At 69.0% G+C, this 23,919-nt stretch carries 21 protein-coding genes; 14 read left to right on the top strand and 7 right to left on the bottom strand.

What is annotated here, in order from left to right; genetic code table 11:
- The first annotated feature begins 209 nt into the window (after positions 1-209).
- Entirely contained in the window at positions 210-2,015 is a 1,806-nt protein-coding gene (locus FHX37_RS09260) for an AMP-dependent synthetase/ligase (protein WP_246062213.1), read from the top strand.
- An 18-nt stretch (positions 2,016-2,033) separates the two neighbouring features.
- Here FHX37_RS09260 and FHX37_RS09255 read toward each other — a convergent pair whose 3' ends face one another.
- From FHX37_RS09255 to ligD, 3 genes are all read right to left on the bottom strand, one after another.
- Complete coding sequence (locus FHX37_RS09255) at positions 2,034-2,369, bottom strand: CU044_2847 family protein (protein ID WP_141923537.1); 336 nt, start codon at positions 2,367-2,369, stop codon at positions 2,034-2,036.
- Between the two features lie 74 nt (positions 2,370-2,443).
- Entirely contained in the window at positions 2,444-4,318 is a 1,875-nt protein-coding gene (locus tag FHX37_RS09250) for a VMAP-C domain-containing protein (protein ID WP_141923536.1), read from the bottom strand.
- A gap of 211 nt (positions 4,319-4,529) precedes the next feature.
- On the bottom strand, positions 4,530-5,483 hold the full coding sequence (gene ligD, locus FHX37_RS09245) for a non-homologous end-joining DNA ligase (RefSeq protein WP_141923535.1): 954 nt from the start codon (positions 5,481-5,483) through the stop codon (positions 4,530-4,532).
- A 308-nt stretch (positions 5,484-5,791) separates the two neighbouring features.
- Here ligD and FHX37_RS22780 point away from each other — a divergent pair, with 308 nt between their 5' ends.
- Complete coding sequence (locus tag FHX37_RS22780; RefSeq protein ID WP_170181537.1) at positions 5,792-6,022, top strand: helix-turn-helix domain-containing protein; 231 nt, start codon at positions 5,792-5,794, stop codon at positions 6,020-6,022.
- Between the two features lie 118 nt (positions 6,023-6,140).
- Entirely contained in the window at positions 6,141-6,686 is a 546-nt protein-coding gene (locus tag FHX37_RS09235; protein ID WP_141923533.1) for a hypothetical protein, read from the top strand.
- A gap of 50 nt (positions 6,687-6,736) precedes the next feature.
- On the opposite strand, the gene FHX37_RS09230 is transcribed toward FHX37_RS09235, so the two are convergent.
- Complete coding sequence (locus FHX37_RS09230; protein WP_141923532.1) at positions 6,737-7,966, bottom strand: endonuclease/exonuclease/phosphatase family protein; 1,230 nt, start codon at positions 7,964-7,966, stop codon at positions 6,737-6,739.
- Positions 7,967-8,321: 355 nt separating this feature from the next.
- Here FHX37_RS09230 and FHX37_RS09225 point away from each other — a divergent pair, with 355 nt between their 5' ends.
- Positions 8,322-8,924 (top strand): hypothetical protein, encoded by a 603-nt coding sequence (locus FHX37_RS09225; RefSeq protein WP_246062377.1) that lies wholly within the window; start codon positions 8,322-8,324, stop codon positions 8,922-8,924.
- A gap of 4 nt (positions 8,925-8,928) precedes the next feature.
- Here the strand turns inward: FHX37_RS09225 and FHX37_RS09220 are convergent, their stop codons facing one another.
- Both FHX37_RS09220 and FHX37_RS09215 read right to left on the bottom strand, forming a co-directional pair.
- Entirely contained in the window at positions 8,929-10,308 is a 1,380-nt protein-coding gene (locus tag FHX37_RS09220) for a cytochrome P450 family protein (protein WP_141923531.1), read from the bottom strand.
- An 878-nt stretch (positions 10,309-11,186) separates the two neighbouring features.
- Positions 11,187-11,753 (bottom strand): ferritin, encoded by a 567-nt coding sequence (locus FHX37_RS09215; protein WP_141923530.1) that lies wholly within the window; start codon positions 11,751-11,753, stop codon positions 11,187-11,189.
- 396 nt (positions 11,754-12,149) lie between these two features.
- Here FHX37_RS09215 and hisD point away from each other — a divergent pair, with 396 nt between their 5' ends.
- The 10 genes from hisD to FHX37_RS09170 all read left to right on the top strand — a co-directional run bounded on the left by hisD (position 12,150) and on the right by FHX37_RS09170 (position 22,916).
- Positions 12,150-13,466, top strand: coding sequence for a histidinol dehydrogenase (gene hisD / locus FHX37_RS09210; RefSeq protein ID WP_141923529.1), 1,317 nt, complete (start codon positions 12,150-12,152; stop codon positions 13,464-13,466).
- Positions 13,466-14,563: a histidinol-phosphate transaminase gene (locus tag FHX37_RS09205; protein WP_141923528.1), complete on the top strand. Its 1,098-nt coding sequence runs from the start codon at positions 13,466-13,468 to the stop codon at positions 14,561-14,563. Before hisD ends, FHX37_RS09205 begins: the two co-directional genes overlap by 1 nt.
- Positions 14,564-14,710: 147 nt before the next feature.
- Entirely contained in the window at positions 14,711-15,304 is a 594-nt protein-coding gene (hisB, locus tag FHX37_RS09200) for an imidazoleglycerol-phosphate dehydratase HisB (RefSeq protein WP_141923527.1), read from the top strand.
- On the top strand, positions 15,304-15,459 hold the full coding sequence (locus tag FHX37_RS22775) for a hypothetical protein (protein WP_170181536.1): 156 nt from the start codon (positions 15,304-15,306) through the stop codon (positions 15,457-15,459). The genes hisB and FHX37_RS22775 overlap by 1 nt, the downstream gene beginning before the upstream one ends.
- Positions 15,460-15,512: 53 nt before the next feature.
- Positions 15,513-16,148 carry an imidazole glycerol phosphate synthase subunit HisH gene (gene hisH / locus FHX37_RS09195; protein WP_141923526.1) on the top strand — a complete coding sequence of 212 codons (636 nt, stop codon included), beginning with the start codon at positions 15,513-15,515 and terminating at the stop codon, positions 16,146-16,148.
- Positions 16,149-16,282: 134 nt separating this feature from the next.
- On the top strand, positions 16,283-17,017 hold the full coding sequence (priA, locus tag FHX37_RS09190; RefSeq protein WP_141923525.1) for a bifunctional 1-(5-phosphoribosyl)-5-((5-phosphoribosylamino)methylideneamino)imidazole-4-carboxamide isomerase/phosphoribosylanthranilate isomerase PriA: 735 nt from the start codon (positions 16,283-16,285) through the stop codon (positions 17,015-17,017).
- On the top strand, positions 17,008-17,784 hold the full coding sequence (gene hisF, locus FHX37_RS09185) for an imidazole glycerol phosphate synthase subunit HisF (protein WP_141923524.1): 777 nt from the start codon (positions 17,008-17,010) through the stop codon (positions 17,782-17,784). The genes priA and hisF overlap by 10 nt, the downstream gene beginning before the upstream one ends.
- 542 nt (positions 17,785-18,326) lie before the next feature.
- Positions 18,327-18,893: a peptidoglycan-binding domain-containing protein gene (locus tag FHX37_RS09180; RefSeq protein ID WP_141923523.1), complete on the top strand. Its 567-nt coding sequence runs from the start codon at positions 18,327-18,329 to the stop codon at positions 18,891-18,893.
- Between the two features lie 226 nt (positions 18,894-19,119).
- A complete protein-coding gene (locus FHX37_RS09175; protein WP_141923522.1) occupies positions 19,120-21,087 on the top strand; it encodes an ABC transporter ATP-binding protein in 1,968 nt (655 codons plus the stop codon).
- Positions 21,084-22,916 carry an ABC transporter ATP-binding protein gene (locus tag FHX37_RS09170; protein WP_141923521.1) on the top strand — a complete coding sequence of 611 codons (1,833 nt, stop codon included), beginning with the start codon at positions 21,084-21,086 and terminating at the stop codon, positions 22,914-22,916. Before FHX37_RS09175 ends, FHX37_RS09170 begins: the two co-directional genes overlap by 4 nt.
- A 7-nt stretch (positions 22,917-22,923) precedes the next feature.
- Here FHX37_RS09170 and FHX37_RS09165 read toward each other — a convergent pair whose 3' ends face one another.
- Positions 22,924-23,910, bottom strand: a complete 987-nt coding sequence (locus tag FHX37_RS09165; RefSeq protein WP_141925147.1) for a MurR/RpiR family transcriptional regulator — start codon at positions 23,908-23,910, stop codon at positions 22,924-22,926.
- Positions 23,911-23,919 lie beyond the last annotated feature (9 nt).

Here is a 23,919-nt window from a genome sequence, read left to right as displayed (position 1 = left end):
TGCGGCGGGAGAGACGCTAGGTGGGCCGGTTACGGAGCGGATCCGTTGTGCCACCGCGGGGTTCCGGAAGGCGGTCGCCGTTCGAGGGGCCCGATGGGGGAGCGGCACGTGCGCCGTCCCCGCGTCGGTCAGCGACTATGGGCCATCTCATGGCGGCTGAGGGGCGCGTACCGGCGTTGCACGGTGCCGCCATCCGATACACCGGAAGTGTGCAGCATATCTCCGCACCAGAGGCCAGCGTGGATCCCGACCCCCGCGGACTGGCCGAGACACTGTTCGACCGGGCCGCGCGGGACCCGGACCGTCCCATGCTCAGCATCCCGGACTCGGGGGGTTGGCGTGACATCAGCGCTGCCCGGACCCGGGACTGGGTCGCCTCAGCGGCGAAGGGGCTCATGGCGTGCGGCGTCACCGAGGGGCAACGGGTGGCTCTGCTCTCCGGAAACCGCTACGAGTGGACCGTGCTCGACTACGCTGTCTGGGCGGCCGGTGCGGTGAGCGTGCCGATCTATCCCTCGTCCTCGGCCGAGCAGATCGCGATGATCCTGCGGGACTCCGGAGCGGTGGCCTGTTTCGTGGACGACGAGACGCGCGCTGCTACTGTCCGGGACCTCCAGGACCAGCTTCCGGACCTGGGCCGGGTGTGGACCATCGACCGGGGAGCCCTGGACGAGCTGGACGGTGCCGGTGCCGGGGTCACCGACGCTGAGCTCGCGCAACGCCGGTCCGGGGTGGCGAGCGGTGAGCCAGCGACCATTGTCTACACGTCGGGAACCACCGGTACACCCAAGGGGTGCGTGCTCACGCACGCCAACTTCCGCGCCGAGGTCGACAGCGTGGTGCAGGAGCTGTCGGTACTGTTCCGTCCCCAGCCGGACGGGAGCACGCCGTCCACGCTGCTCTTCCTCCCGCTCGCCCACGTCTTCGGGCGCATGGTCCAGATCGGTGTGGTACAGGCGGGAGCGAAGCTGGGACACACGGGCAGCGTCCGTTCCCTCATAGCGGATCTGGCCACGTTCCGCCCGAGTTTCCTGCTCGCCGTGCCCTACGTGGTGGAGAAGGTCCACAGCAGCGCGCGTAACCGGACCAGTGGTCTGCGGCGCAGGATCTTCGACCGTGCGGAGGCGGTGGCGGTCGCTTACAGCAGGTCTCTCGACCGGAGCGGGCCCCGGCCGTGGCTACGTGCCGCGCGTGCCGTCTTCGAGCCGCTGGTGTACCGGCAGTTGCGGAACGCGCTCGGTGGACGGTGCGGCAGCATCATTTCCGGCGGGGGTGCGCTGGACGAGCGGCTGCTGCACTTCTACCGGGGTGTGGGACTGGACGTGTACGAGGGCTACGGGCTGACCGAGACGACAGCGGCCGTGGTGGCCAACGTCCCCGGCCGTGTGCGTCCCGGAACCATCGGGACCCCGTTGCCCGGCGCCGCGGTGCGGATCGCCGACGACGGCGAGATCCTGGTCTCCGGGCCGCACGTTTTCGACCGGTACTGGAACCGACCCGAAGCCACCGAGGCGGCCTTCACGGACGGCTGGTTCGCCACGGGCGACCTTGGTGAGCTGGATTCCGAGGGTTACATCCGGGTGACGGGACGGAAGAAGGAGATCCTGGTCACCGCGGGAGGGAAGAACGTCACCCCGGCTCCGATCGAGGAACGTGTGTGCGTCGACCCCCTGGTGGACCAGTGCATGCTCGTGGGGGACGGGAAACCGTTCGTCGCGGCTCTGGTCAGCCTCGCGCCGGAGGAGTTCTCCGCGTGGAAACGGGAGAACGGGTACCCGGAGGAGTACGGGGTGGCTGACCTGGCTACCGACCCGAGGCTGCGCGCCGCGGTGCAGCGCGCCGTGGACGACGCCAACACCACGGTCTCCCGTGCCGAGGCCATCCGCGAGTTCACCCTGATCGATCCGGGGTTCAGCGTCGCGGAGGAGACGCTCACACCGACGCTGAAACTGCGCCGGACCCGGATACTGGAAAGGTACGCGGACGAGATCGCCGGGATGTACGAGCGTCGGTGACGCGGGCGGGCCCGGCCGTCACGCCTCCCACCCGCCGGAGCCGTCGTTTCGCCACGTCATGGTGACGGTGATGCTGCTCTCGCCGGAGGCGCGGGCGATGAAGACGTCCGCCTCGGCGCTGACGTTGACCCCCAGCTCCACGGTGACCTCGTCCGGACCCGAGGAGAGCCGGGTCAGTTCCCCCGCGACGAGGTCGGACATGTCGCGGACCTTTCCCAGGATCGTCTCGAAGGCGTGTTCCGAGTTCCGGAAACCCGCTGTCCCGGAGACCTCGCGCATCACGGATGACGTTCCGGTCGCCTCGACAAGGATGGGATCTCCGCGTGTGCTCGTGAACCTTATGATTTCCGTCATGGGGGTCTCCCTCGCGGGGTGGGGGCGTTCTCGTTCGGCTCGCGGGGTTCTCGTCTCGCGCGGGACGCGGTCGGTCAGTGGGGTGCGGTGCTCCCGGACGGGGGTACGGCGGCCGAACGCTCCCTCCTCGCCCGTTTCGGCAGCGCGAGGATCCCGATCCTGGACAGTCTCCGTATGTGCACCATGTCGTCCAGGATGAGGTGCACGCTGTACGGGTCGTAGCCACGGTCCCGTTGGGGCGGGGAGTCGTCCCGTGTTCGGCACTTCCGTACCCAGTGCGGCAGCTCCAGCACGTTCTCGCCCGTCAGGGTGTTTCCCGCGCTGGAAGCCAGGCGGGCGAAGTCCTCCTGGAAGTTCCTCGTCTCCTGGGGGTCGTCGGAGTCCAGCCAGGCTATGGCCGGCATTCCGGTCTGCAGCGCGCATCCGAGCTGCAAGGCGCCCTCCCGTTGGGAGGGGCTCCTGCCGAGAACACACGCGATGATCGCCGGGTCGCACATACTGTCCTGCATTCCCGGGTCCGCGGCGGCCTCGGACTCCACGGGAACGTGGTAGACCCTCCCGGACCCGTTCTCTCCCAGAGTGTGCCAACGTTCGGCCAGTTTGTGCCGCGCTCGTTCCCACCCCCGGTTGCACAGGCGTTCCCGGGAATGCAGCACGAGGTCGTACGAGGCTCCTATGCGCTCCCCCTCGCCGGTAAGCGGCGCTGGTAGGCGCCATTCCGCGATTCCCCGGGTGAGAAGAGTGAAGGGAAGCACGAAGTCCAAGCGCAGGGCGGTGGAACTTCCGGCCTGCGAGACCGGGATCCGCTCCTCGACGCGTCCGATCAGATCCAGTACGGACTCGCGCAGCTGGGTCTGGCCGATCTCGACGGAACCGCCGTTGGTGAGGGTCTCCCCGTCGTCGACCCAGTGTGTGAGGAGATGGCGGGCGCCGGGGGCGGTGCGTCCCGGAACCGGCTCCGCGGTGACGATGAGTGTCCCCGAGGGCTGCGGGCTCGGCGCGGGGGCCTCCCGGACCGGGGCTGGAGCGTGTGGTGGGACCTCCGGCGCGGGGCGGCTGTCGATGTAGGAGCGCAGAGTGGCGGTGTTCGCCACTCCGGTCCTGGCGATCCCCGCCACGAAGGACACCTCACGGGGGAGCCCGTCAGGGGTGGGGGCGAGTTGGCGGAGCTGGAGGAACGCCTCCCAGGCGGTGGCGAAGCCAGCGGGGGTGGAGGCGCCACGTCCCGCAACCGCGTGGTAGACGTCACGGACGGCGTCGAACCGCAGCGCGCTGAGTACGGAGCGCAGCGCCTCGAGCTCCCGGTCGTACAGGTGGTGGGACAGGCTCTCCACCATCTCGACCGGTTCCATGATCCCGACGTGTCCCGGTTCGGATCCCCCGTAGCGGGCGCTGACGAGGATCCCGACGACTGATCCCCTCTCGGTGTCCACCACGCCGCAGCCGCTGAACCCCGCCTCGAACCGGACCGGGTCGTCCGTACTGATGTCGAGCTGTGCCCGGTGGGCGCGGTCGCCACCGACGCCGACGACGCGCGCGCTCGCGGTCAGCCCTTCGGGAGTACCACGCGGATAGCCCCGTACGCGCACCGGTCGCGGTGTGTTCGCGGGACTGGTGTCCGCCATGCACGGGTCAAGCCGCGCCGTCGTGTGCGCAGGAGCGCTGTCCAGCGCGAGAAGTGTGGTGTCCCGTTCCGGGTTCCAGGCCGCGGTGACGACGCGAGCGTCGGCGGGCCGGAACCCGGTCTCGTGGGGGAGATCCACCCGCAGGGGGCTCTCCCCTCCTGGTGGGGAAGGGCTATCCCCTCGGTCCAGAGCGGCATTGACAACGTGTACGCAGGTCAGGATCTGGTTCCCGGGGACGAGGACTCCGCCTCCGGCGATCGTGCCGCCGTGAGCCACGATCCGGACTTGCCACGCGGGGGTGAGGTCCAGCGACGGAGGTACCACCGTTACGAATCCTCTTTTCTTCGGTTATGTGCAAGGAGAAAAAGTAAGATTCGGTTGACTATTTATATTCCCTGTATAGGAACAAATACTCTATGTGAGTGGCTATATGTGACTTCCCTGCCTCCGCTCCTCGCGGGAGGCTCCACGGAAGGTGTCCGGGCATCGCGGTTCCCACCCGGGGGAGGGACGCGGTGGCGCGAACGGGGCCGGATCAGCCGTCCATGCGCTCCAATCGGCGGGCCGCTTTCCCGGGGGAGCACGCGTGGCGTGCCATGTCCCGCCAGGGGTTGCCCCGGTGCCGCAGCACCCGGACCCGTTCCCCGAAGTTCGACACGGACCACCTGCGTGGGCTGTCAACGTCCTCCAGCTCCTCCCAGGAGAGGGGAGCGGCGACGGGCGCGCCCGGCAACGGACGGACGGCGTACGGGGCCACGGCGTGCTGCCCGTAGGCGTTGCGCAGAGTGTCGAGGAACAACCGCCCCCCGCGTCGGTCCTTCCGGAACTGGGTGGTCAACCGGTCCGGATGGCGCCGTGCCGTGACCTCGGCCACGCCGAGCGCCAGCTCCCGCACGGCCGCGTGGTCGCGCTCCGGCCGCAACGGGACCACCACATGCAGGCCGCGCGATCCGGTGGTCATCACGTAGGGCACCAGACCGGCCTCCTGGAGCGTCTCCCGGACGCACCGGGCAGCCCAACGGGCCCGGGCGAACCCGTCGTTCGGCGGGTCGAGATCCACAACGAGCCGATCCGGCTCCCCCAGGTGGCCAGCGCGGCTCAACCAGGGATGCACCGTGATGACACCCTGGTCAGCGAGCCATGCCAGGGTGGCCGCGTTCGTACAGGACACCATGGTGAGCGTTCCACCCCGGACACGCACCACACGGAGGCGTTGTACCCACGGGGGCGCGGTATCGGGTACCCGTTTCTGGAAGAACCCCGCCGTCCCCGGTCCGGAGGGATCGATGCCGTCCGGGAAGCGGTGCAGCGCCACGGGACGGTTCCGTACGTGCGGCAGCATCCACGGTGCCGCCTCGCGGTAGTGCGCGACGAGGTCGCGTTTCGTCACGCCGGAACCACCGAACAGCTCTTTGTCCGGTCGGCTGACGGCGACGGTGTACCGGCCGACTCGGACTGTTTCCGTGTCCGTATCCGTGTCCGTGCTTATTCTCGCTCACCACCCATGCCGGGAACCGCGGGCCGGACGGCGGGACGCCGTGTCTCCGGCGGAGCCGGCCGGCCGACCGCGGCGTCCGATGGCCGGGGCGCCGCCGTCACTGTCCCGCTAACCGGGAGTGCGGAGGGGTATTCCTCTCTTCCCGGTGGTGGTTCCGCGGCCGTGGGGGTGGGGAATTGTGCCTTGTTGTGTGCGGGAACAGATCAATCCGTGCTAATGTCACCACTCTCGGTCATGATTCGGGTGCCAGGGGCTGTGCTGCGGCGAGCTACGCGGGGGCGGGCGTGGGTGCGGGGCTGGTGCGGGCGTATCAGTTCGCGTTGGATCCCACCCCGGCCCAGCAGCAGGCTCTGGCCTCGCACTGCGGTGCGGCCCGTTTCGCCTACAACCGGGCTCTCGCCCGGATCAAGACGAATCTGGAGCAGCGCCGCGCGCAGCGCGAGTCCGGTGTGGGTGAGCGGGAGCTGACCCCCAGCGTGTCGTGGTCGGCCTACGGGGCTGCGCAAAGCCTTCAACCAGGTCAAGGGTGAGGTGGCGCCGTAGTGGGCGGAGAACTCCACGGAGGCCTACGCCGGCGGGGCGGCCAACCTCGCCACCGCCCTGGCGAACTGGACCGCCTCCCGGCGCGGCACCCGTGCGGGGAAACGGGTGGGTTTTCCCCGGTTCAAGACGAAACGCTCGCGGTGGTCGTGCCGGTTCACCACCGGCAGCATCGGCCTGTCCCCTCGGGATTGCCGCCATGTGGCGCTGCCGCGCATCGGCACGGTGCGCACCCACGAGTCCACCCGCACACTCGCCCGCCACCTGGCCCGGGACACCGGCCGGATCCGCTCGGCAACGGTGAATTTCCAGCGCGGCCGGTGGATGGTCTCCTTCTCCACCGAGACCACCCCACGCGAGACCGCCCCGGCACAGCGCGGCGGGGTGATCGGTGTGGATCTGGGGCACCACTTGGCGGTGCTGTCCACCGGAGAAACCGTTCCCAACCCGACACACCTGGACCGCGACCTCAATGCCGCCCGCAACCTCGCCCACCTGGTCGAGGAGGCGGGTGGCACGTCCACGGAGAGTTGCGCCGGGACGCTGAACACGCCCGATGGAAACCCGTGTACGACCGCCGCATCCTCGGGTGTGTCGGGTAGCGGGTACCGCCACGGGACGCCCCCGCCCCAGGGCGGGGTCAACGCCGCGTAGTAATGCGACGACTCAGAACGTGCGCACGTTCTGACACGCTTTCTGAACGGTCAAAGCACGTCTGTCCACACCAACCGGTGGTCGGAGGCGGTGGCCGCGGCCTCGGAACGCGGGTCGTCGGTGGTGGGCCAGAACACCCCGCTGTCCCGCACGGGCAAGCCGCGGGAGGGAAGAACGTAGTCGACACGCAGGTTCCCCGGGGCCGGGTCGTCGGTGAAATCACCCGTGTCGTGAGCGGGGTCGCCATCATGCTCCTCGTTCGCGCCCCGCTGCAGTTCGGCCGCCTCCGGCCCGCCCTCACTGCGCGGGCGGACCGAAGCGTTCACCCGCGCGGTGTCGAGCAGTTGGGACACCGCATCGGGGTGGCTGCCGCCATCGCGCGGATCCGCGTTCAGGTCACCGGCGACGACGAACGCGGCGCCGGGCCGCAGCCCGCCACGTTCTCCCCTGTCGTCGTGGATGTAGTCCCCGGCCCGGGGCGAGACGTAGTCCGACCAGAACCGGATCTCGTCGTGGTTCCGGGCGAGGTTGCGCTGTTCGGGACCCCCGAAGTTCGGCGGCGTGGGGTGGGAGGCCAGTAGGTGTACCGGGGGCCCGGGCCCGACACGTACGGGGAGGTCCCAGTGGCTCTTGGAGGACAGAGGCAGTGCCGCAAGCTCCTCGTCGGAGTAGAAGTCCCCGCCGGTCTCCGGGTCGGTGGGAAGCAGGGCGTGCGGCATGTCCGCCCAACGGAACTCCCGGAAAGTGCGGACGCGGTCGGTGTCGATGGGGTACCTGGAGTAGACGACCATCCCGTACTGCCCGGGGAACTCCCCGAATCCCAAAGCGTCGTCCGCGTAGCCCGGCTCGTCGGGGTCGGTCACGCTCCTGCCGTCGTTGTCCAGGTCGAAGCCCGAGGGGACCCCGGTGTTGCTCGGCGCCGTGTACCGGTAGGGGTAGTCGATACCCGAGGTGCCGTTTTGCCCCTGGGAGAGGTAGTTCCGTTGGAACAGTTCCGCGGCACGCCCCGCCTCGTCGTAGTCGAACTCGTTGACGAGCAGAACGTCCGGGCGCACCCGCTGGATGTTCTCGGCAACAGCCTGCGCCTGCTCGTCGTCGCCGTCGGACAGGTCAGCGACGAGCTCTCCCTCCGACTGCCGGTGCAGCGACGCGTTGTAGGTCGCGAACCGGACGCTGTCCCGCTGCGTTTCCGCCGCGGATACCGGGGGAGCGCTGGCCAGGGAGAGAACGGCTGCTGTCGTGAGAGAGACAGCACGGGAGTTTCTTCGGGAAAGGCGCATTGTTCGGACCTTTCGCGGCGGGGACGGGAACCGGGTGGTCCAAGCGTGCCACTCGCGGGAGACGTCTTGAACCAACCGGAAAGTGAACATTCGTGTCCACTCGCGTCACCCTGCCGTTCCCGCCGGTCGGGGTGACGGTCGGTCGGTGCGGGCGGATCGCACCGGCCCGTCCGTGCGGACAGCCGTCCGAGCCCCCGCCCGAAACCACGAGTCCTGGCGCGTACTCGGTTATGGTGCACGATGGTGTTCTGTTCGCGCGCTCGTCCCGTGGGGCACCCCTGGTGCCGGTGTGCTGGACAGTGGTGCTGGGATGTTCCGGTAACCACGGGAGAGTAGGAAAGAGGGTGGGTCGTTGGTGACGCAGCGGCGGTTGGTGGCAGCCGCGGTGGTCGTGGGGGCGATGGCGCTGGTCGGCGCGTTGGTCGGTGTGCTGTGGTGGACGCTCGCCCCGCGTCCCGACGTCACCGTTACCTCGGAGGGGGCCACCGTTCCCTACCCGGTCTCCGAGACGACGTTCGCCTCGGAAGGGTACTTCGCTCTCATGGCGACGGCGGTCGGACTGGTGTCCGGCTACACCGTCTACGCCCTGCAGTATCGTCTGGCCGCTACGTTCCGCGGGGCCGACGTGCGGCTCTTTTTCCTGTTCTGCCTCGTGGTGGGCGCCTTCCTGGGTTCGGTGGTCGCGTGGCGCGTGGGAGTCCTGCTCGACGCGGAGGGCTTCCAACGCGCGCGTGACGCCGCGCAGCCGGGCGACGTCATTACCGCGGGGCTGCGGCTGCACGCGTTGAGCGCCCTGCTGACGTGGCCGTTCGTGGGGGTGCTGCAGTACGCGGTCTTCGACGCGGTCAGCATGTGGCGCCGGGATCTTCCGTACATGCGTTGTGCCGGTGGGCAGCCGGACAGCGCTGACCCCGGTAGTGCGCGCGCCGCCGGTCCGGACGGTGACGTGCCACGCTGAGTTCCTACCGGCGGCGCCGCCATCGGGCGACCATGGCGGCGAACGGCGCGGAGACCCCGCCCCTTGGGGCGTACTGCGCGGTTTCGGGCGTGGAGGGCGGCGTCTTGCCCCCACTCCGGGAGGCCGCCACCGGGGTGAAGGTGACGGGCAGTTCGAGTAGTCCCCGGCCGTTCAACAACCCGGAACGGCGTATCCGTGCGGGTGATGTGCCCAGTCGCGTGTCGGGTAGGCGGCGGAGCAGAGCGCTTATCCCGGTGGTGGCGATGTGCCAGGCGAGATGCTGTCCCGGGCACTGGTGGGCCCCGGCACCCCAGGAGAGGTGGGCCCGGTTCGTGGCGGAACCGAGGCCGGCGGCGGACTCACCGGAGCCGGTCGCTGTCGGGTCGCTGTGCGCTGCGGCGAAGCCGATGACTATTCCGTCCCCGGCCCGGATGTCGGCGGAGCCGAACCGCAGGTCCTCCCGAGCGTAGCGCCCCAGCCAGCTCCGCTGTGGTGGATCGTTCCACAGGGTCTGCTCGACCAGGTCATCGACGCGCAGCTGGAAGTCGAACAGCGCCGAGCGCAGGTCCGCGTCGGTGAGTACCCGGTACAACGCGTTGCCGATGAGAGCGGAGGTTGTCCCGTGCCCCGAGGTGACGAGCATTGTCAGGGAGTGGGCCACCTCAGTGTCGGAGAGGTTCGACTCGTGGGCTACCAGCTGGCTGACGAGGTCGTGGCCGGGTGAGTCGCGTTTGCGGCGCGCCAGTTCGGTGAAGTACTGCGTCACGGTACGCAACTGTTCGTGGGCCGTCGCCCGGTCACTGCTCTGGGGGTCCGTGGCGGCGATGTCCGGAGCGCGCTCGTCGTCGGAAACGCCGATGATCCAGTTGAGCACGGCCGCGGGAAGGGCGGAGCCGTACTCCTCGACGAGTTCGGCGTGTCCGCGACCGGAGAACGCGTCTATGTGAAGGTCGGCCAGGTACTGGACCCGGGCCTGCAACGTTTCCTCGTCAAGGCGGCGGAGCGCTGCGGCGACCGGGGAGCGGAGCCGCCGGTGGACCTCTCCGTCGTTGGTGGCGGCCTGCGGGAGGTGCTGGGCGACATAGCGGAGGGGAGAGTCCGGAGGTATGTGGCCTTCCCGGCGTAGGCTCCATTTGCGTGGGTCGTTGGAGAAGCTGCGCGTGTTACGCAGTGCTTCCAGGTTCTCCTGGTAACCGAGCAGCAGCCATGCGCGGACGCCCGGTTCCAGCTCGACGGGGGCGGCGGAACCGTAGCGTTCGCGGAGTTCGGCCAGGTTCTCCTGTCCGGTGAGGGGAACGGGGGGAGGGCTTTCACCGGAGTACAGAGGGCAGGCCGAGTTCGGTGGTGGCCCCGTTCCCGACGCTGGTGAGTGTGGAGGGTGCACAGGTATCTCTCTGGAGGGGGGCACTGGGTGCTGGTTGCCTTTTTGTTCCGTTTTGTTGTGTTTTTGTGCTCGTGTAATGCGTCGCTGCCGGTGATGCGGGCATGAGTTTATCCCGCACCACGGAAAAGATAAAGGAGCAACGGAAAAGCATGGGAATTACCTGACGTGTGAATTATTTTCACTTGTGGTGTGTTTGGTGGAGTTATCTGAATGTCGCCGCCCGTGAACGGGGGCACCGGAACGGCCCCGGCCCTCCCAGCGGATCCGGGGAGGGGCGACGAAGCATCGTGGAGCCCTGTCGCCGGAGGGCGGACCTCTCGTAACCGGTGCCCAGGACCGCCGTTTCCACGGACCGGTTCCGAAAGAGCCGCGTCCGGAGCGTGGACAACAGGGCCGCGTGTCCACGGGGCCCGTGCGGAGACAGGGAAGCGAGTCGCGACGGTTCCGGTTCGTCGCCGTTCGGCTTTCCCACGGTGCGAAGGTCGGGCGCCAGCCGTTCCGGAGGGGCCCCTACGCGGGCGCGGGCCCGGGGAGGGGCCACGGGTGTGCCGCGCGGCGCTGTCCTCCCAGGGGGTCCGCTGGCGGTCCGTCACACGCGCGGCTCGGGCTGGTGCGCGTCCGCTCGGGAACCGTGCTCAGCCGGGCGGTCCTGGTGCGGAACCGACGCATGGCCCGGGATGGGTGCGGGGTCTCGTGTGTCCCCGGCCGGCGGGTGGACAGCCGGAATGTGTGGGGGAGAGACCCGAAGCGAGACCGACCCGGTCACTACCGGGAGGGTCATGGAGGTGTCACATGGACGGAGCGGGAGCAACGCTGCTGCCGACCGGTCCGCTGCCCGCCTGCGCGGCGGACAGCGGACCGGTCTGACGGGTGTCGGCTCACACTGTCAGTGCGGGACCGGCGGTCTCCGGGGCGGACGGGTCGCCGCCGGCCTCGTCCGGCATGTCGCGGGCGACGAACGTCTCGACGTCGAAAAGGTTCCCGCTGCTGCGGTCGATGACGGAAAGCAGGGTCGACATTTTGGCGACTTCCTCCGTCTGCTCCTGCAGGAACCACTGGAGGAACTGTTCCCCGGTGTAGTCGTTCTCCTCACGGGCCGCCCGCATGAGGGAATGGAACTGTTCGGTCACTTCCTGTTCCTGGCGCAGGGCGAGCGCCACGAGCTCCCGTGCGGCGTCAAAATTGTTCTGGATTTCATCGACCTGCGGGATCGTCGCCGGGACGTCGTTGTCCAGCAGGAAACGCAGGATCATCATCGCGTGGTCGCGCTCCTCCAGCGACTGGCGGTAGAAGACCCGCGCGAGCTGGGGGAGGTCGCGGTCGTCGAACCACGCGGCCAGGGCGATGTACTGCTGGGACGCCGTGTACTCGTGCCGCAGCTGGTCAACCAGGAGGCGGTGGAACTTGGACAGTCCGTGCTCGCTTGTCTTGCTCGTCGAAGTCATGCCCCAACAATAACTCATATCCAAAGAACGTTCGATCAAATGAATGCAAGGTACATCACTTAGGTGCACCTCCATTGTTGCCGCATTAGGTTAGGTATTCCAAAGTTAGGATAGGCTCGTTTTTATTTCTTATGGTGAGGCTTGCCTACATTCTTGTTGTGGTGTGGGAAATGGTGCAGTGAGGGGTGGGTTGTCCGTGCCGCGCGGGTGGTGTGCCGGACGGGCGCTCACTCGCGCCCGGCGCCCCGTGGCGGGGCCCGGGCGTGTGGTTCCGGGGAGGGGTCACTCCGGCCCGCCCGTCTCCTCGCCACCGGCGAGCGTGGATCGTGCTCCGCGACCGGGGACGGGAGGGAACGCGCACCGGGACGCTGCTCCAGCGCACGTAGAATAGGGGCCGTGATCTCTAGAATCGACCTCCGAGGAGAGCCGGGAGACCCGCGCGACGTACTGCCGCGTGCCGAAACCGGCGTCGACGACATGGCCGACAAGGTCCGCCCGATCTGCGCGGACGTGCGTGACCGGGGAAACGAGGCACTGAGCGAGCTTACGGAGAAGTTCGACGGTGTGCGGGTAACCGAGTTCCGCGTCCCCCGAACGGCTGTCGACAGCGCTCTCGCCGGGCTCGACCCGGACGTACGCGCTGCCCTGGAAGAGGCCATCCGCCGCAGTCGGCTCGTCCACCGGGACCAGCGCCGGACCGACACCACCACCCATGTCGCCCCCGGGGGCTCGGTCACCGAACGGTGGCTTCCCGTCGGCCGGGTCGGGCTGTACGTGCCGGGCGGGCGCGCCGCCTACCCCTCGAGTGTGGTCATGAACGCCGTACCGGCGCAGGAGGCAGGGGTGGGGTCGCTGGCCGTGGCCTCCCCTCCACAGCCGGACACCGGGCTTCCGCACCCCACGGTCCTGGCCACGTGCGCGCTGCTCGGTGTCGACGAGATCTACAGTGTCGGCGGCGCGCAGGCGGTGGCGATGTTCGCCTACGGCACGGACGAGTGCGGACGCGTCGACATGGTGACCGGGCCGGGGAACATATGGGTGGCGGCCGCGAAACGGTTCCTCAGCGGCGTGATCGGGATCGACGCGCAGGCGGGGCCCACCGAGATCGCCGTCCTCGCCGACGACACGGCCGATGCCGGCTACGTGGCCGCTGACCTGGTGAGCCAGGCCGAACACGACGTTGTCGCGGCATCGGTGCTTGTCACCCCCTCGGAAACGTTCGCGCAGCGGGTGGAGGACGAACTGGAGACGCGCGTCCCCGCCACGAAGCACAGCCAGCGGGTGGCCGAGGCGCTCGGTGGCCCCCAGTCCGGTATCGTGCTGGTCGACGACCTCTCGCACGGCGTTTCCGTGGTGGACGCCTACGCCGCCGAACACGTGGAGATCATGACGGCCGACGCCCGGACGGTGGCGGAACGGGTGCACAACGCCGGTGCCATCTTCGTCGGGGACCACACCCCGGTCTCACTGGGCGACTACTGCGCCGGATCCAACCACGTGCTGCCCACCGGGGCCAGCGCCCGCTACTCCTCCGGCCTCAGCGTCCAGAGCTTCCTGCGGGGGACCCACATCGTGGACTACGACCGCTCGGCGCTGCGGGAGGTCGCCGGCCACACGATCGCGCTGGCCGACGCCGAGGACCTGCCCGCCCACGGGGAGGCGGTCAGCGCCCGGTTCGCTCCCGAACGCAGTACGACGGAACGGGGGGAGTAATGGACCCGAACTCGCGGGAACTCGGACTCGAGGATCTCCCACTCCGCGACGACCTGCGCGGAGGCACCCCCTACGGTGCCCCGCAGATCGACGTTCCCATCGCGCTGAACACGAACGAGAACCCCTACCCTCCGTCGGAGCAGGTGGCGGCGGCTCTCGCGCGCGACGTCGCCGAGGTCGCCACCGGGCTCAACCGCTATCCCGACCGGGACGCTGTCCGGCTGCGCCGCGCGCTGGCCGGGTACCTCGGCCACGGGCTGGACGAGAGCCGGATATGGGCCGCCAACGGTTCCAACGAGGTACTGCAGCAGATCCTGCAGGTCTTCGGTGGCCCCGGGCGTACGGCCATGGGGTTCGAACCCTCCTACTCGATGCACCCCATCATCACCGGGGTCACCAACACCACCTGGCTCTCGGTAGCGCGCGCCGACGACTTCTCCGTCGACGTCGCCGAGGCAACGAGCGCGATCGAACAGCACCAGCCGCACGTGGTCTTCCTGAGCTCACCGAACAATCCGACGGGGACCGCGCTTCCGCTGGAGACCATCGAGGCGATCGCGCGGGTGGCTCCCGGGATCGTCGTCGTGGACGAGGCCTACGCCGAGTTCCGCCGCGCGGGCACCCCGAGTGCGCTGGAACTGCTGGACTCCCACCCTCGGCTGATCGTCTCGCGCACCATGTCCAAGGCGTTCTCCATGGCGGGAGCGCGGTTGGGCTACCTGGCGGCCCACCCTGCCGTCGTGGAAGCCCTGCACCTGGTGCGGCTCCCCTACCACCTGTCGGCTATCACCCAGAGTGTGGCGATCACGGCGCTGGAGCACGCCCCCGAACTGCTGGGAGCGGTGAAACAGCTTCGCGAGGAACGCGACGAACTGGTGGAATGGCTACGCGCGCACGGTTTCGTCGTCGCTGACTCCGACGCCAACTTCGTGCTGTTCGGGCGGTTCAGTGACCGGAAGTCCGTGTGGCAGGGCCTGCTCGACCGCGGTGTGCTCATCCGTGAGACCGGCCCCGCGGGGTGGCTGCGGGTCAGCGTCGGCACCCCGGAGGAAATGTCGGCGTTCCGCGACGCGTTGCTCCAAGTGACCGGGGGTTAGTGTCGCCGACCGTCCGGTCCGCGCGATAGAGGCACACCGCGCCACGTATCCCGTCCCGGTCGGGGAGGTCCGGCTTCGCCGTCCTGACCCGTCCGCACGGCGGAGTCCGTCCCAGCGCGGCACGAACACAGAGGAATCCGAGGGCACATGAGTCGTACCGGCCGCGTCGAACGCGCCACGAAAGAGACCAAGGTCGCCGTGGAGATCGATCTCGACGGTACCGGGGTCGCCGATGTCGCCACCGGCGTCGGCTTCTACGATCACATGCTCGACCAGCTCGCCAAACACGGGCTGTTCGACCTGACGGTCCGAGCCGAGGGCGACCTGTACATCGACTCGCACCACACGATCGAGGACACCGCTCTGGCCCTGGGCGCGGCGTTCGCCGAGGCCCTGGGCGACAAGGCCGGCATCCGTCGGTTCGCGGACGCGAAGGTCCCGTTGGACGAGGCCCTGGCCGAAGCCACTGTTGACGTCTCCGGGCGGCCCTACCTGGTGCACACGGAACCCGAGGGAATGGCCCCGCTCGTGGGGCAGGACTACGACACGACGATGACGCGCCACATTCTCGAGTCCTTCGTGGCGCAGGCGCGTGTGGCGATCCACCTGCACGTTCCCTACGGACGCAACGCCCACCACATTGTGGAGTGCCAGTTCAAGGCGCTGGCCCGCGCGCTGCGGTTCGCGTGCGAGCGGGATCCCCGGGTCAGCGACGTCCCCTCGACGAAGGGCGCCCTGTGATGGACAGCGCGTGGCCCGTCCTGCTGTTCGCGTTGGGTGGGCTGCTGCTCGGGGGCGCCTGGTCGGTGCGAACCGCCACCACGGCCGGTGCTCTGAGCCTTGGCGCGTGTGCCGCGGTGGCTCTCGCCGCGGGCGTTCTGCGCCTGGGTGGCTAACGTGATCGCAAGTCCTGGAAACACCAGGTGTGAATGAAAGGCGGCAGTCGTACGTGCAACCGTACGTCGTCATCTTCGACTATGGATCAGGCAACCTGCGTTCGGCGCACCGGGCGCTGGAGCGTGCGGGGGCTGACACTGTGGTTACCGACGACCCGTCCGCCGCGATGGCGGCGGACGGGCTGGTCGTTCCCGGAGTCGGCGCCTTCAGCTCCTGTATGGAAGGGCTGCGCGCGGCGGGTGGGGACCGTGTGATCGGTAAGCGCCTCGCCGGCGGGCGTCCGGTGCTGGGGGTCTGTGTGGGAATGCAGATCCTGTTCGAGCACGGTGCCGAACACGGTGTCACCAGTGAGGGATGCGGTGAGTGGCCCGGTACCGTGGAACGGCTGCGCGCCCGGACCGTTCCGCACATGGGGTGGAACACCCTGGACGTTCCGGAGGGGAGCCGGTTGTTCGCCGGCCTCGACCCGAAAGAGCGCTTCTACTTCGTCCACTCCTACGCCGTTCTGGAGTGGGAGCAGGAACCGGCCAGCGCGCACATCCCGCCGGCGTTGGTGTCCTGGTGCACGCACGGTGAGCCGTTCGTCGCCGCCGTCGAGAACGGCCCGCTGAGCGCCACCCAGTTCCACCCGGAGAAGTCGAGTGATGCCGGAGCACAGGTGCTGGCCAACTGGGTCGCGACCCTGTAGGTCGGAGACGCAGCCTCCACTGCGGCCGTCCGGTCCCCACCGTCGCGCCCGCGACTCCTGTCACGCGGCTCATACGCGGCCGGCACCCCGGCCTCGCACCCCAACGTCTCGTCAGCAAAGGTCACACAACGCCAATGTCCTCCACGTTCGAATTGCTCCCAGCGGTGGATGTCTCCGGTGGGCAGGCCGTCCAGCTCGTCCAGGGAAAGAGTGGTTCCGGCGGCCAGTACGGCGACCCGTTGCAGGCCGCGCTCGACTGGCAGAACGCCGGAGCGACGTGGATCCACCTCGTTGACCTCGATGCCGCCTTCGGTCGCGGGAACAACCGCGACGTGCTCGCCGCCATCATCGAGCGCCTCGGTATCCGGGTGGAGCTGTCCGGCGGTATCCGCGACGATGACTCGCTCGCCGCGGCCCTGGACACCGGATGCAGCCGGGTGAACATCGGTACCGCCGCCCTGGAGAACCCGGAATGGTGCGCCAGGGCCATCGCGAAACACGGGGACCGCATCGCGATCGGCCTGGACGTGCGGGGGACGACGCTGGCCGCTCGTGGTTGGACCCGGGACGGCGGCGACCTGCTGGACACCCTGCGCAGGTTGGACGCGGACGGGTGCGCCCGCTACGTCGTGACCGACGTCAACAAGGACGGTACGCTCAAGGGCCCCAACCTGGAACTGTTGCGTACCGTGTGCGAGAACACCACCAAACCGGTGGTGGCCAGCGGTGGTATCGCCGAGCTGGACGACCTGCGGGCGGTCGCCGGGCTGGCCCCGATGGGTGTCGAGGGGGTCATCATGGGAACCGCCCTGTACGAGGGGGCGTTCACCTTCGCCCAGGCAGTGGAGGCGGTGGAACAGTGTCAGTAGCGGTTCGAGTCATTCCCTGCCTGGACGTCGACGAGGGACGTGTCGTCAAGGGAGTCAACTTCGCCCAGCTGCGTGACGCTGGGGACCCGGTGGAGCTCGCCGGGCGTTACGACGCCGGAACGAGCGGTGCGGACGAGCTCACGTTCCTGGACGTGACGGCCTCCAGTGGTGAGCGGGAGACGACCTACGAGGTGGTGCGGCGTACGGCCGAGCAGGTCTTCATCCCACTGACAGTGGGCGGTGGGGTGCGCACGGTTTCCGATGTGGACCGCCTGCTGCGTGCCGGTGCCGACAAGGTCGGGGTGAACACGGCGGCTGTCGCCAGGCCCGAGCTCATCGGGGAGATCGCTCACCGTTTCGGTAGCCAGGTACTGGTGCTCTCCGCTGATGTCCGCCGGAGTGTGGGCGGTGACGCGCCGGCGAGCGGGTTCGAGGTCACCACGCACGGCGGGAAGCGCGGTACCGGCATCGACGCCGTCGCGTGGGTGCAGCGCGCCGCGGAGCTGGGGGCCGGTGAGATCCTGCTCAACTCCATGGACGCGGACGGGACGAAAGAGGGGTTCGACCTGGAGCTCATCCGGGCAGCGCGCAGAGCGACCGGAATCCCCCTCATCGCCAGCGGCGGTGCTGGAAAGGCGGCGGACTTCCCTCCGGCCGTCGCCGCGGGGGCCGACGCCGTTCTCGCGGCCAGTGTGCTGCACTTCCAGGAAGTGACCATCCCGGACATCAAGGCGCACCTCTCCGACGCCGGGTACCCGGTGCGCTGAGCGGTTTTCCGGCGGTGCGGGCCCGCGCAACCGGGCACGGGGGCGTGGGGAGGGCGCTGCCATGACCGTGTGCGGACCGTGAGAGCTCTGGGGGGCAGGGCCGCTTGCCGAGGCGTCTGCTCCCCGGGACTCGCGCCCCGGTGTCCCGGGAGCGGGAGAGGCAGCCTGTCGCACCGTCCCCGCATGCTCCCCCGTCGCGGAACCTGCTGCTGTTGTTTCGGTGCGCGGAGTCGGGATTGGGTCGATTAGTGTGGCAGATAGTTGTTTGTTCTGCATTCCACGGGCAGATAACTGGGCGCTAAAAAAGTTCGCTTTGTTTTTTGTGTCGCATTTTTCTTTTTTGTTTGTTTTGTGACTGGCCAGGATCCTGGATAATTCGTGGCCGACGCATTCGCCTCCCTTTGGTTGTCACGCAATTCGCAAAGTAAGAAAAAGTTAACCCTTAAGATTGATTTGCCGCGTTGTCGCAAACCATTCATCTGGCTGAGGCATCTTCCCGCGTGGAACAGTTGCCGATTCCAGTCGATGAAGGGAAAGCACGTATGCAGATGGTGCGTACGACCACGACGGTGCTCGTGTCCGGAGCTCTCGCTTTCGGTATGGGAATAGCCGGGGCGCAGGCCGCCTCCGCGGACGACCCGGACACCTCCCCCGAGGTACTGGCCGAGATCGAGGCACTGCAGTGGCCGGAATACGAGGAGGGGGACAGTGACACCGACATCGGTGTCGCGAAATACCTACTCGACGACCTCGGATACTTCGAGGGCGACATCAACGACGATTACGGCGAGGCGATGACCGAGGCCGTCACCGCCTTCCAGGACGATCCCGACAACGATCTCCACGACAGCGGGACACTGAACCAGGAAACCTGGAACACCCTCCGGAGCGAGGTGTTCGGAGAGTACGGCCGGGGCACCACCGGGCCCGTGGTGTACGCGATCCAGCACAGCCTGATCCAGGACTACGACAAATCCCTGGCACTCGACGGAATCTACGGTCCGAACACGGAACAGGCCGTTGAGGAAATGCAGGACGAGTTCGGAATGGCCGTGGACGGCATCGTCGGTCCGCACACGTTCCGCGCCCTTGTGGCAGGCGGAGTATAGCCCCACGTGCCAACCGCTGACGGGTCCGGCTCGCCCCACGGGGGGCCGGGCCCGTTCTCGTGGTCCCAGGAACGCGACACGTGTCGGAAAAACCGGAATAGGCCGCCCCGGTCGGATGCTGAACAGGGCGGCCCCCTCCGCCCCAGGAGCGGGGCGATACAGGCGGATGTCGTCTCCTGCGGGCGGCCCGCCTCCGGCAGGGACCAGGACATGACAAGGGGGCCGCATGCGGCAGGGGAACAGACCCGACAGGAGCGGTGAACCCGCGGTGTTCCGCCGCGGTATGGGGGTGCTGTGGACGGCGATGCGCACCGAGCCCGCCGTCTTCCTCCTCGCCACGCTCGGGGCCTCACTCCACGCCGCCGTCTCCGTGGCCTCGGCAACGGTTCTCGGGCATGTGACCGACACGGTCATCCTCCCCGCCTTCGACGAGGGACGCACCACGGCGGCCGCACTCACCACCGCCGCGGCGCTGTTGTTCGGTGTGGGGGTGGCGAAGGCCCTCGGTCTCGGGGCGCGCCGCCTGTTCGCCGGGCTGATGCAGTTCCGGATGCAGGCGCGCTACCGGCGGAAGGTCGCCAGGAAGTACCTCCGGCTTCCCATGTCCTGGCACCACCGCCATCCCGCGGGTCAGCTCCTGTCGAACGCCAACGCTGACGTCGAGGCCGCGTGGGGCCCACTGGCCCCGCTTCCCATGGCTATCGGCAGCCTGTTCATGTTCGTGATCGCGGCCGTGGCGATGGTCGCGACCGACCCCCTGCTCGCTGCCGTCGGGTTCGTCGTTTTCCCCCTCCTCATCACCGCCAACCTCGTCTTCCAGCGCCGGGTGTCGCCGGCCGCCAGCCGGGCCCAGGCGCTACGGGCCGAGGTGAGCGAGGTCGCCCACGAGTCGTTCGACGGAGCCCTCGTGGTGAAATCCCTGGGGCGCGAGGACACCGAGACGCGCCGCTTCACCTCCGCCGCCCACCGGTTGCGCGACGCCCAGATCCGGGTGGGGCGGATGCGTGGCATGTTCGACCCCGTCATAGAGGCACTGCCCAACCTCGGGGTGCTCGCCGTCCTGGCCGTCGGCGCGTGGCGTCTGGCCACCGGCAACGTCGCGGCGGGGGACCTGGTCGAGGTGGCCTACCTGTTCACCCTGCTCGCGCAACCGACCCGCTCGTTCGGTTGGTTGCTGGGAGACCTACCGCGCAGCGTCGTGGGGTGGAGCCGTGTCCAGAGCGTCCTGTCCGCCGGGGGAGCGATGGAACACGGCACGTCCCGGTTGGAGGGAAGCGGCGGCATCCGGCTCTCGGCGCGCGGGGTGGGGTTCTCCTACGAGGACGCCTTCGACGCCTCGTCGCCGACCGGAACCGGTGCGGGCTCCGGTCAGGACCTCGCCGGCACCGCCCAACCGGCGGAAACGCGACGCACCACCGTGCTCAGCGACGTGAACCTCGACATCGCGGCCGGAAGCACCGTCGCCGTCGTCGGCCCCACCGGTTCGGGCAAGTCCACCCTGACGCACCTCCTGGTGCGCCTCGTGGACCCCGACACGGGAACGGTCCGGATGGACGGGACCGACACACGGGACCTGGCCAGGGGAGAGATCGCCGCATCCGCCGCCCTGGTGCCGCAGGAAGCGTTCATCTTCGACGACACCGTGCGCGGCAACGTCCTCCTCGGCGCGGAGCAGGAGACCGACGACACCGATGTGTGGGCCGCCCTGCGGGTGGCACACGCGGACTCGTTCGTCGCGGCCCTGCCGCACGGTCTCGACACCGAACTGGGCGAACGGGGCACCACGCTCTCCGGGGGCCAGCGCCAGCGCCTCGCGCTGGCCCGCGCCGTGGCACGCGACCCGAGGCTGCTGGTCCTGGACGACGCGACGTCGGCGGTGGACCCGCAGATCGAGGCCGGGATCCTGTCCGGGCTGGGCGAGATCGCTACCCGGGCGTCCGGACGACAGGAGGCCGCGGCCGGACGCACCGTACTGGTCGTGGCCTACCGGCGGGCCACCATAGAGCTCGCCGACGAGGTCGTCTACATGGAACAGGGCACCGTCCGCGACCGTGGCAGCCACAGTGAGCTGCTGCGCCGGTCCCCCGGCTACAACCGCCTGGTCACCGCCTACGAGCGTGCGGCCCGTGACCGCCACGATGACCGGACCACCCCGGAGACCACCCCCGAGACCGCAACGGAGGTACTGCGGTGAGCGCTTCCACGGTTGTCCACGACGAGAACAGTACAGCGGCCTCCGACGGGCCGGCGCCCGGACTCGGGCACTCCTCCGAACCCGCGTCCGGAACCCTGCGCCGCGGCCTGCGTCTCTCCCCCGAGTTCACCCGGGGACTGGGACTGACACTCGTGTTCGCCGTTGTCGCGACTGTCGGCAAGATCGTGGTCCCGCTGGCCGTCCAGCAGATCATCGACAACGGTCTGGGAGGGACCGGGAAAGCACCCGACCTGGGGTTCGTGGGGTTCGCCGTCGCGTCGTGCGCTGTGCTGCTGGTGCTCACCACCGTGTCCGGCTTCCTCATGAACGTCCGGTTGTACCGGGCCACGGAGTCGGGGCTGGCAACGCTGCGCCGCAAAGCATTCCGGCACATCCACGACCTGTCGGTGCTGACCCAGAACAGTGAGCGCAACGGTTCCCTGGTCTCCCGCGTCACCTCCGACGTCGACCAGATCAGCACGTTCATGCAGTGGGGCGGGGTGCAGCTGATCGTGAGCGCGGGGCAACTCCTCGTCGCCACCGGGCTGATGGCGGTCTACTCCTGGGAGCTCACACTCGTCGTCTGGGCGTGCTTCCTGCCGTTGCTGTTCGGGGCGCGTTGGCTGCAGCGCCTGCTCTCCCGAGCCTATGTTCGGGTACGTGAACGCACCGGGGCGATGCTGGGCGTCGTCGGTGAGACGATCACGGGCGCCGCCGTCATCCGGGCGCACGCGGCGGAGGAACGCACGGCGCGGCGCATCGACACGACGGTTGTCGCCACGCGGGACGCCCAGGTCCGGGCGCAGCGGCTGTCCATGGCGGTGTCCCCCGTCGGTGAACTCGTCTCGGCCTTCGCCACCGCGGCCATCGTCGTGGTCGGCGTGCTGCTCGGTGTCGGGGGAAACCTCACCCCCGGCCAGCTCGTCGCCTTCCTGTTCCTGGTGACACTGTTCATCCAGCCCATGATGATGGCCACGGAGATCTTCAACGAGGCCCAGAACGCGATCGCCGGCTGGAGCCGGATCCTCAGCGTGCTCGACACCACCCCCGACATCACGGACCCGGGGGAGCGTGGCCACGACCTTCCGCCGGGACCGGTGGAGGTACGCTTCCGCGGTGTCTCCTACGCCTACCCCGGCGGTCCTCCGGTGCTGGACGGGATCGAGGAGGTGATCCGGCCGGGGAGCAGGGTCGCCGTCGTCGGAGAGACCGGTTCCGGAAAGACCACGTTCGTCAAGCTGCTGACGCGCCTCATGGACCCTGACGAGGGACAGGTCCTCGTCGACGGGACGGACCTGCGCGACGTCACGTTCTCCTCCCTGCGCAGCCGGATCGTGATGGTTCCCCAGGAGGGGTTCCTGTTCGACGACTCCCTCCGGGAGAACATCCGGTTCTCCCGGCCCGAGTCCGAGGACGCCGAACTCCTCTCGGCGGTCGCCGAACTCGGTCTCACCGATTGGCTGGAGGGACTGCCACACGGGCTGGACACTCCGGTCGGGCAGCGGGGAGAGTCGCTCTCGGCGGGAGAACGACAGCTCGTGGCGCTGGTGCGGGCCTACATCGCCGGACCCGAGCTACTGGTGCTGGACGAGGCGACGTCGGCAGTCGATCCCGACACCGAGGTGCGGATCCAACACGCGCTGCAGCGGCTCACCTCCGGCCGGACGTCCGTGACGATCGCCCACCGGCTGTCCACGGCGGAGGCCGCCGACGAGGTGCTCGTGTTCGACGGGGGAAGCGTCGTCCAGCGCGGAAGCCACGCGGAACTGGTGGGGCAACCGGGCGTCTACGCCGACCTGCACTCCTCCTGGGTGCGCAGTTCGGCCTGAGCCCGGCTCAGACACCGCGCTGGGCCCACCAGTGCGCGGCGAGCAGTTCGCCCACCAACGGTTCGGTGAGCAGCCTGATCTCGGTGTCCCCGTCCCCGAGGTAGCGCAGCTCCGCCGCCGCGCCCTCCACGGTTCCGCCGACCGCGACGAACGTCCCCTGCAGCTGACGAAGGTGCTCCGACACCCGGTCGTCGTACTGCGACCCGGTGAACAGGACGGCCCGGTAGTCGCTGACGGCGGCCAGGTAACGGCCGGTGTGCGACCATTCGCCCGACTCGACGGCGTGGGACGCGAGGACAGGTCCCTGCCGGAGGGCCAACGCCGCGTGCTGTGCGGAACAGAACCGTTCGGCCGGAGCCAGGAAGTGCGGTCCGGTGGGCGACTCGAGAGCCGCGGCGAATCGGGGGACCCAGGTGGGGGCACGCTCCAGCAGGTCCTGCGCGGCGTTGGCAGCGCGGCGCATACTCAGCGTCAGGTCGCTGCTGGCGCCGAGAGCCGGAGCACCCAACCGTTGTCCCAGAAGCAGGAGCAGCGCGAGAGCGTTCTGGTATCCGTGGCTACCGGTCCCACCGTGCGCGGCCGCTGGGGAGACGGGGACGAGGACGTCCGCGTAACGGGCCACAGGGGACGTGGGAGCGTCGGTCAGGACGATGATGGGGGAGTGGGACGTGTAGGCCTCGAGAGCCCCGCACACTTCGCGCAGGCCGCCTCCCACGGCAACGGCGACCACGAGGATGTCGGAGCTGGGCGGGAAACTGCGCGCCGCGGAGGCGTACTCCGCGACCGCTCCGATCCCGGCCATACGGATTCGGGACGCGGCGACCTCACAGGCGTAGCGTGCGCCGCCGACCCCCAGCAGGAGAACCCCGGCGGGCTCCTCGTCCAACAGGGACGGTAGGGCGGCGTAGGGATCGTTCCTGCTGACGCGATCGGCCAGCGTGCTGAGCGCCTCCGGTCTCCCGGCGAGGTCGGCACGGAACTGCTCGACGGTCACTGGACGGTT

It is taken from the genome of Haloactinospora alba (assembly GCF_006717075.1).
GTDB classification, from domain to species: Bacteria; Actinomycetota; Actinomycetes; order Streptosporangiales; family Streptosporangiaceae; genus Haloactinospora; species Haloactinospora alba.
Note: the sequence above shows the minus strand (reverse complement) of the source record. Positions and strands in the feature narration are given on the sequence as shown.

What these genes read in the sequence shown, in the direction of transcription:
- FHX37_RS09180 (WP_141923523.1), top strand. Translation starts at nt 18,327, where the DNA reads ATGCAGATGGTGCGTACGACCACGACGGTGCTCGTGTCCGGAGCTCTC.
- FHX37_RS22775 (WP_170181536.1), top strand. Translation starts at nt 15,304, where the DNA reads ATGGACAGCGCGTGGCCCGTCCTGCTGTTCGCGTTGGGTGGGCTGCTG.
- FHX37_RS09175 (WP_141923522.1), top strand. Translation starts at nt 19,120, where the DNA reads ATGCGGCAGGGGAACAGACCCGACAGGAGCGGTGAACCCGCGGTGTTC.
- FHX37_RS09230 (WP_141923532.1), bottom strand. Translation starts at nt 7,966, where the DNA reads ATGCGCCTTTCCCGAAGAAACTCCCGTGCTGTCTCTCTCACGACAGCA.
- FHX37_RS09215 (WP_141923530.1), bottom strand. Translation starts at nt 11,753, where the DNA reads ATGACTTCGACGAGCAAGACAAGCGAGCACGGACTGTCCAAGTTCCAC.
- FHX37_RS09255 (WP_141923537.1), bottom strand. Translation starts at nt 2,369, where the DNA reads ATGACGGAAATCATAAGGTTCACGAGCACACGCGGAGATCCCATCCTT.
- priA (WP_141923525.1), top strand. Translation starts at nt 16,283, where the DNA reads ATGTCCTCCACGTTCGAATTGCTCCCAGCGGTGGATGTCTCCGGTGGG.
- FHX37_RS09205 (WP_141923528.1), top strand. Translation starts at nt 13,466, where the DNA reads ATGGACCCGAACTCGCGGGAACTCGGACTCGAGGATCTCCCACTCCGC.
- hisB (WP_141923527.1), top strand. Translation starts at nt 14,711, where the DNA reads ATGAGTCGTACCGGCCGCGTCGAACGCGCCACGAAAGAGACCAAGGTC.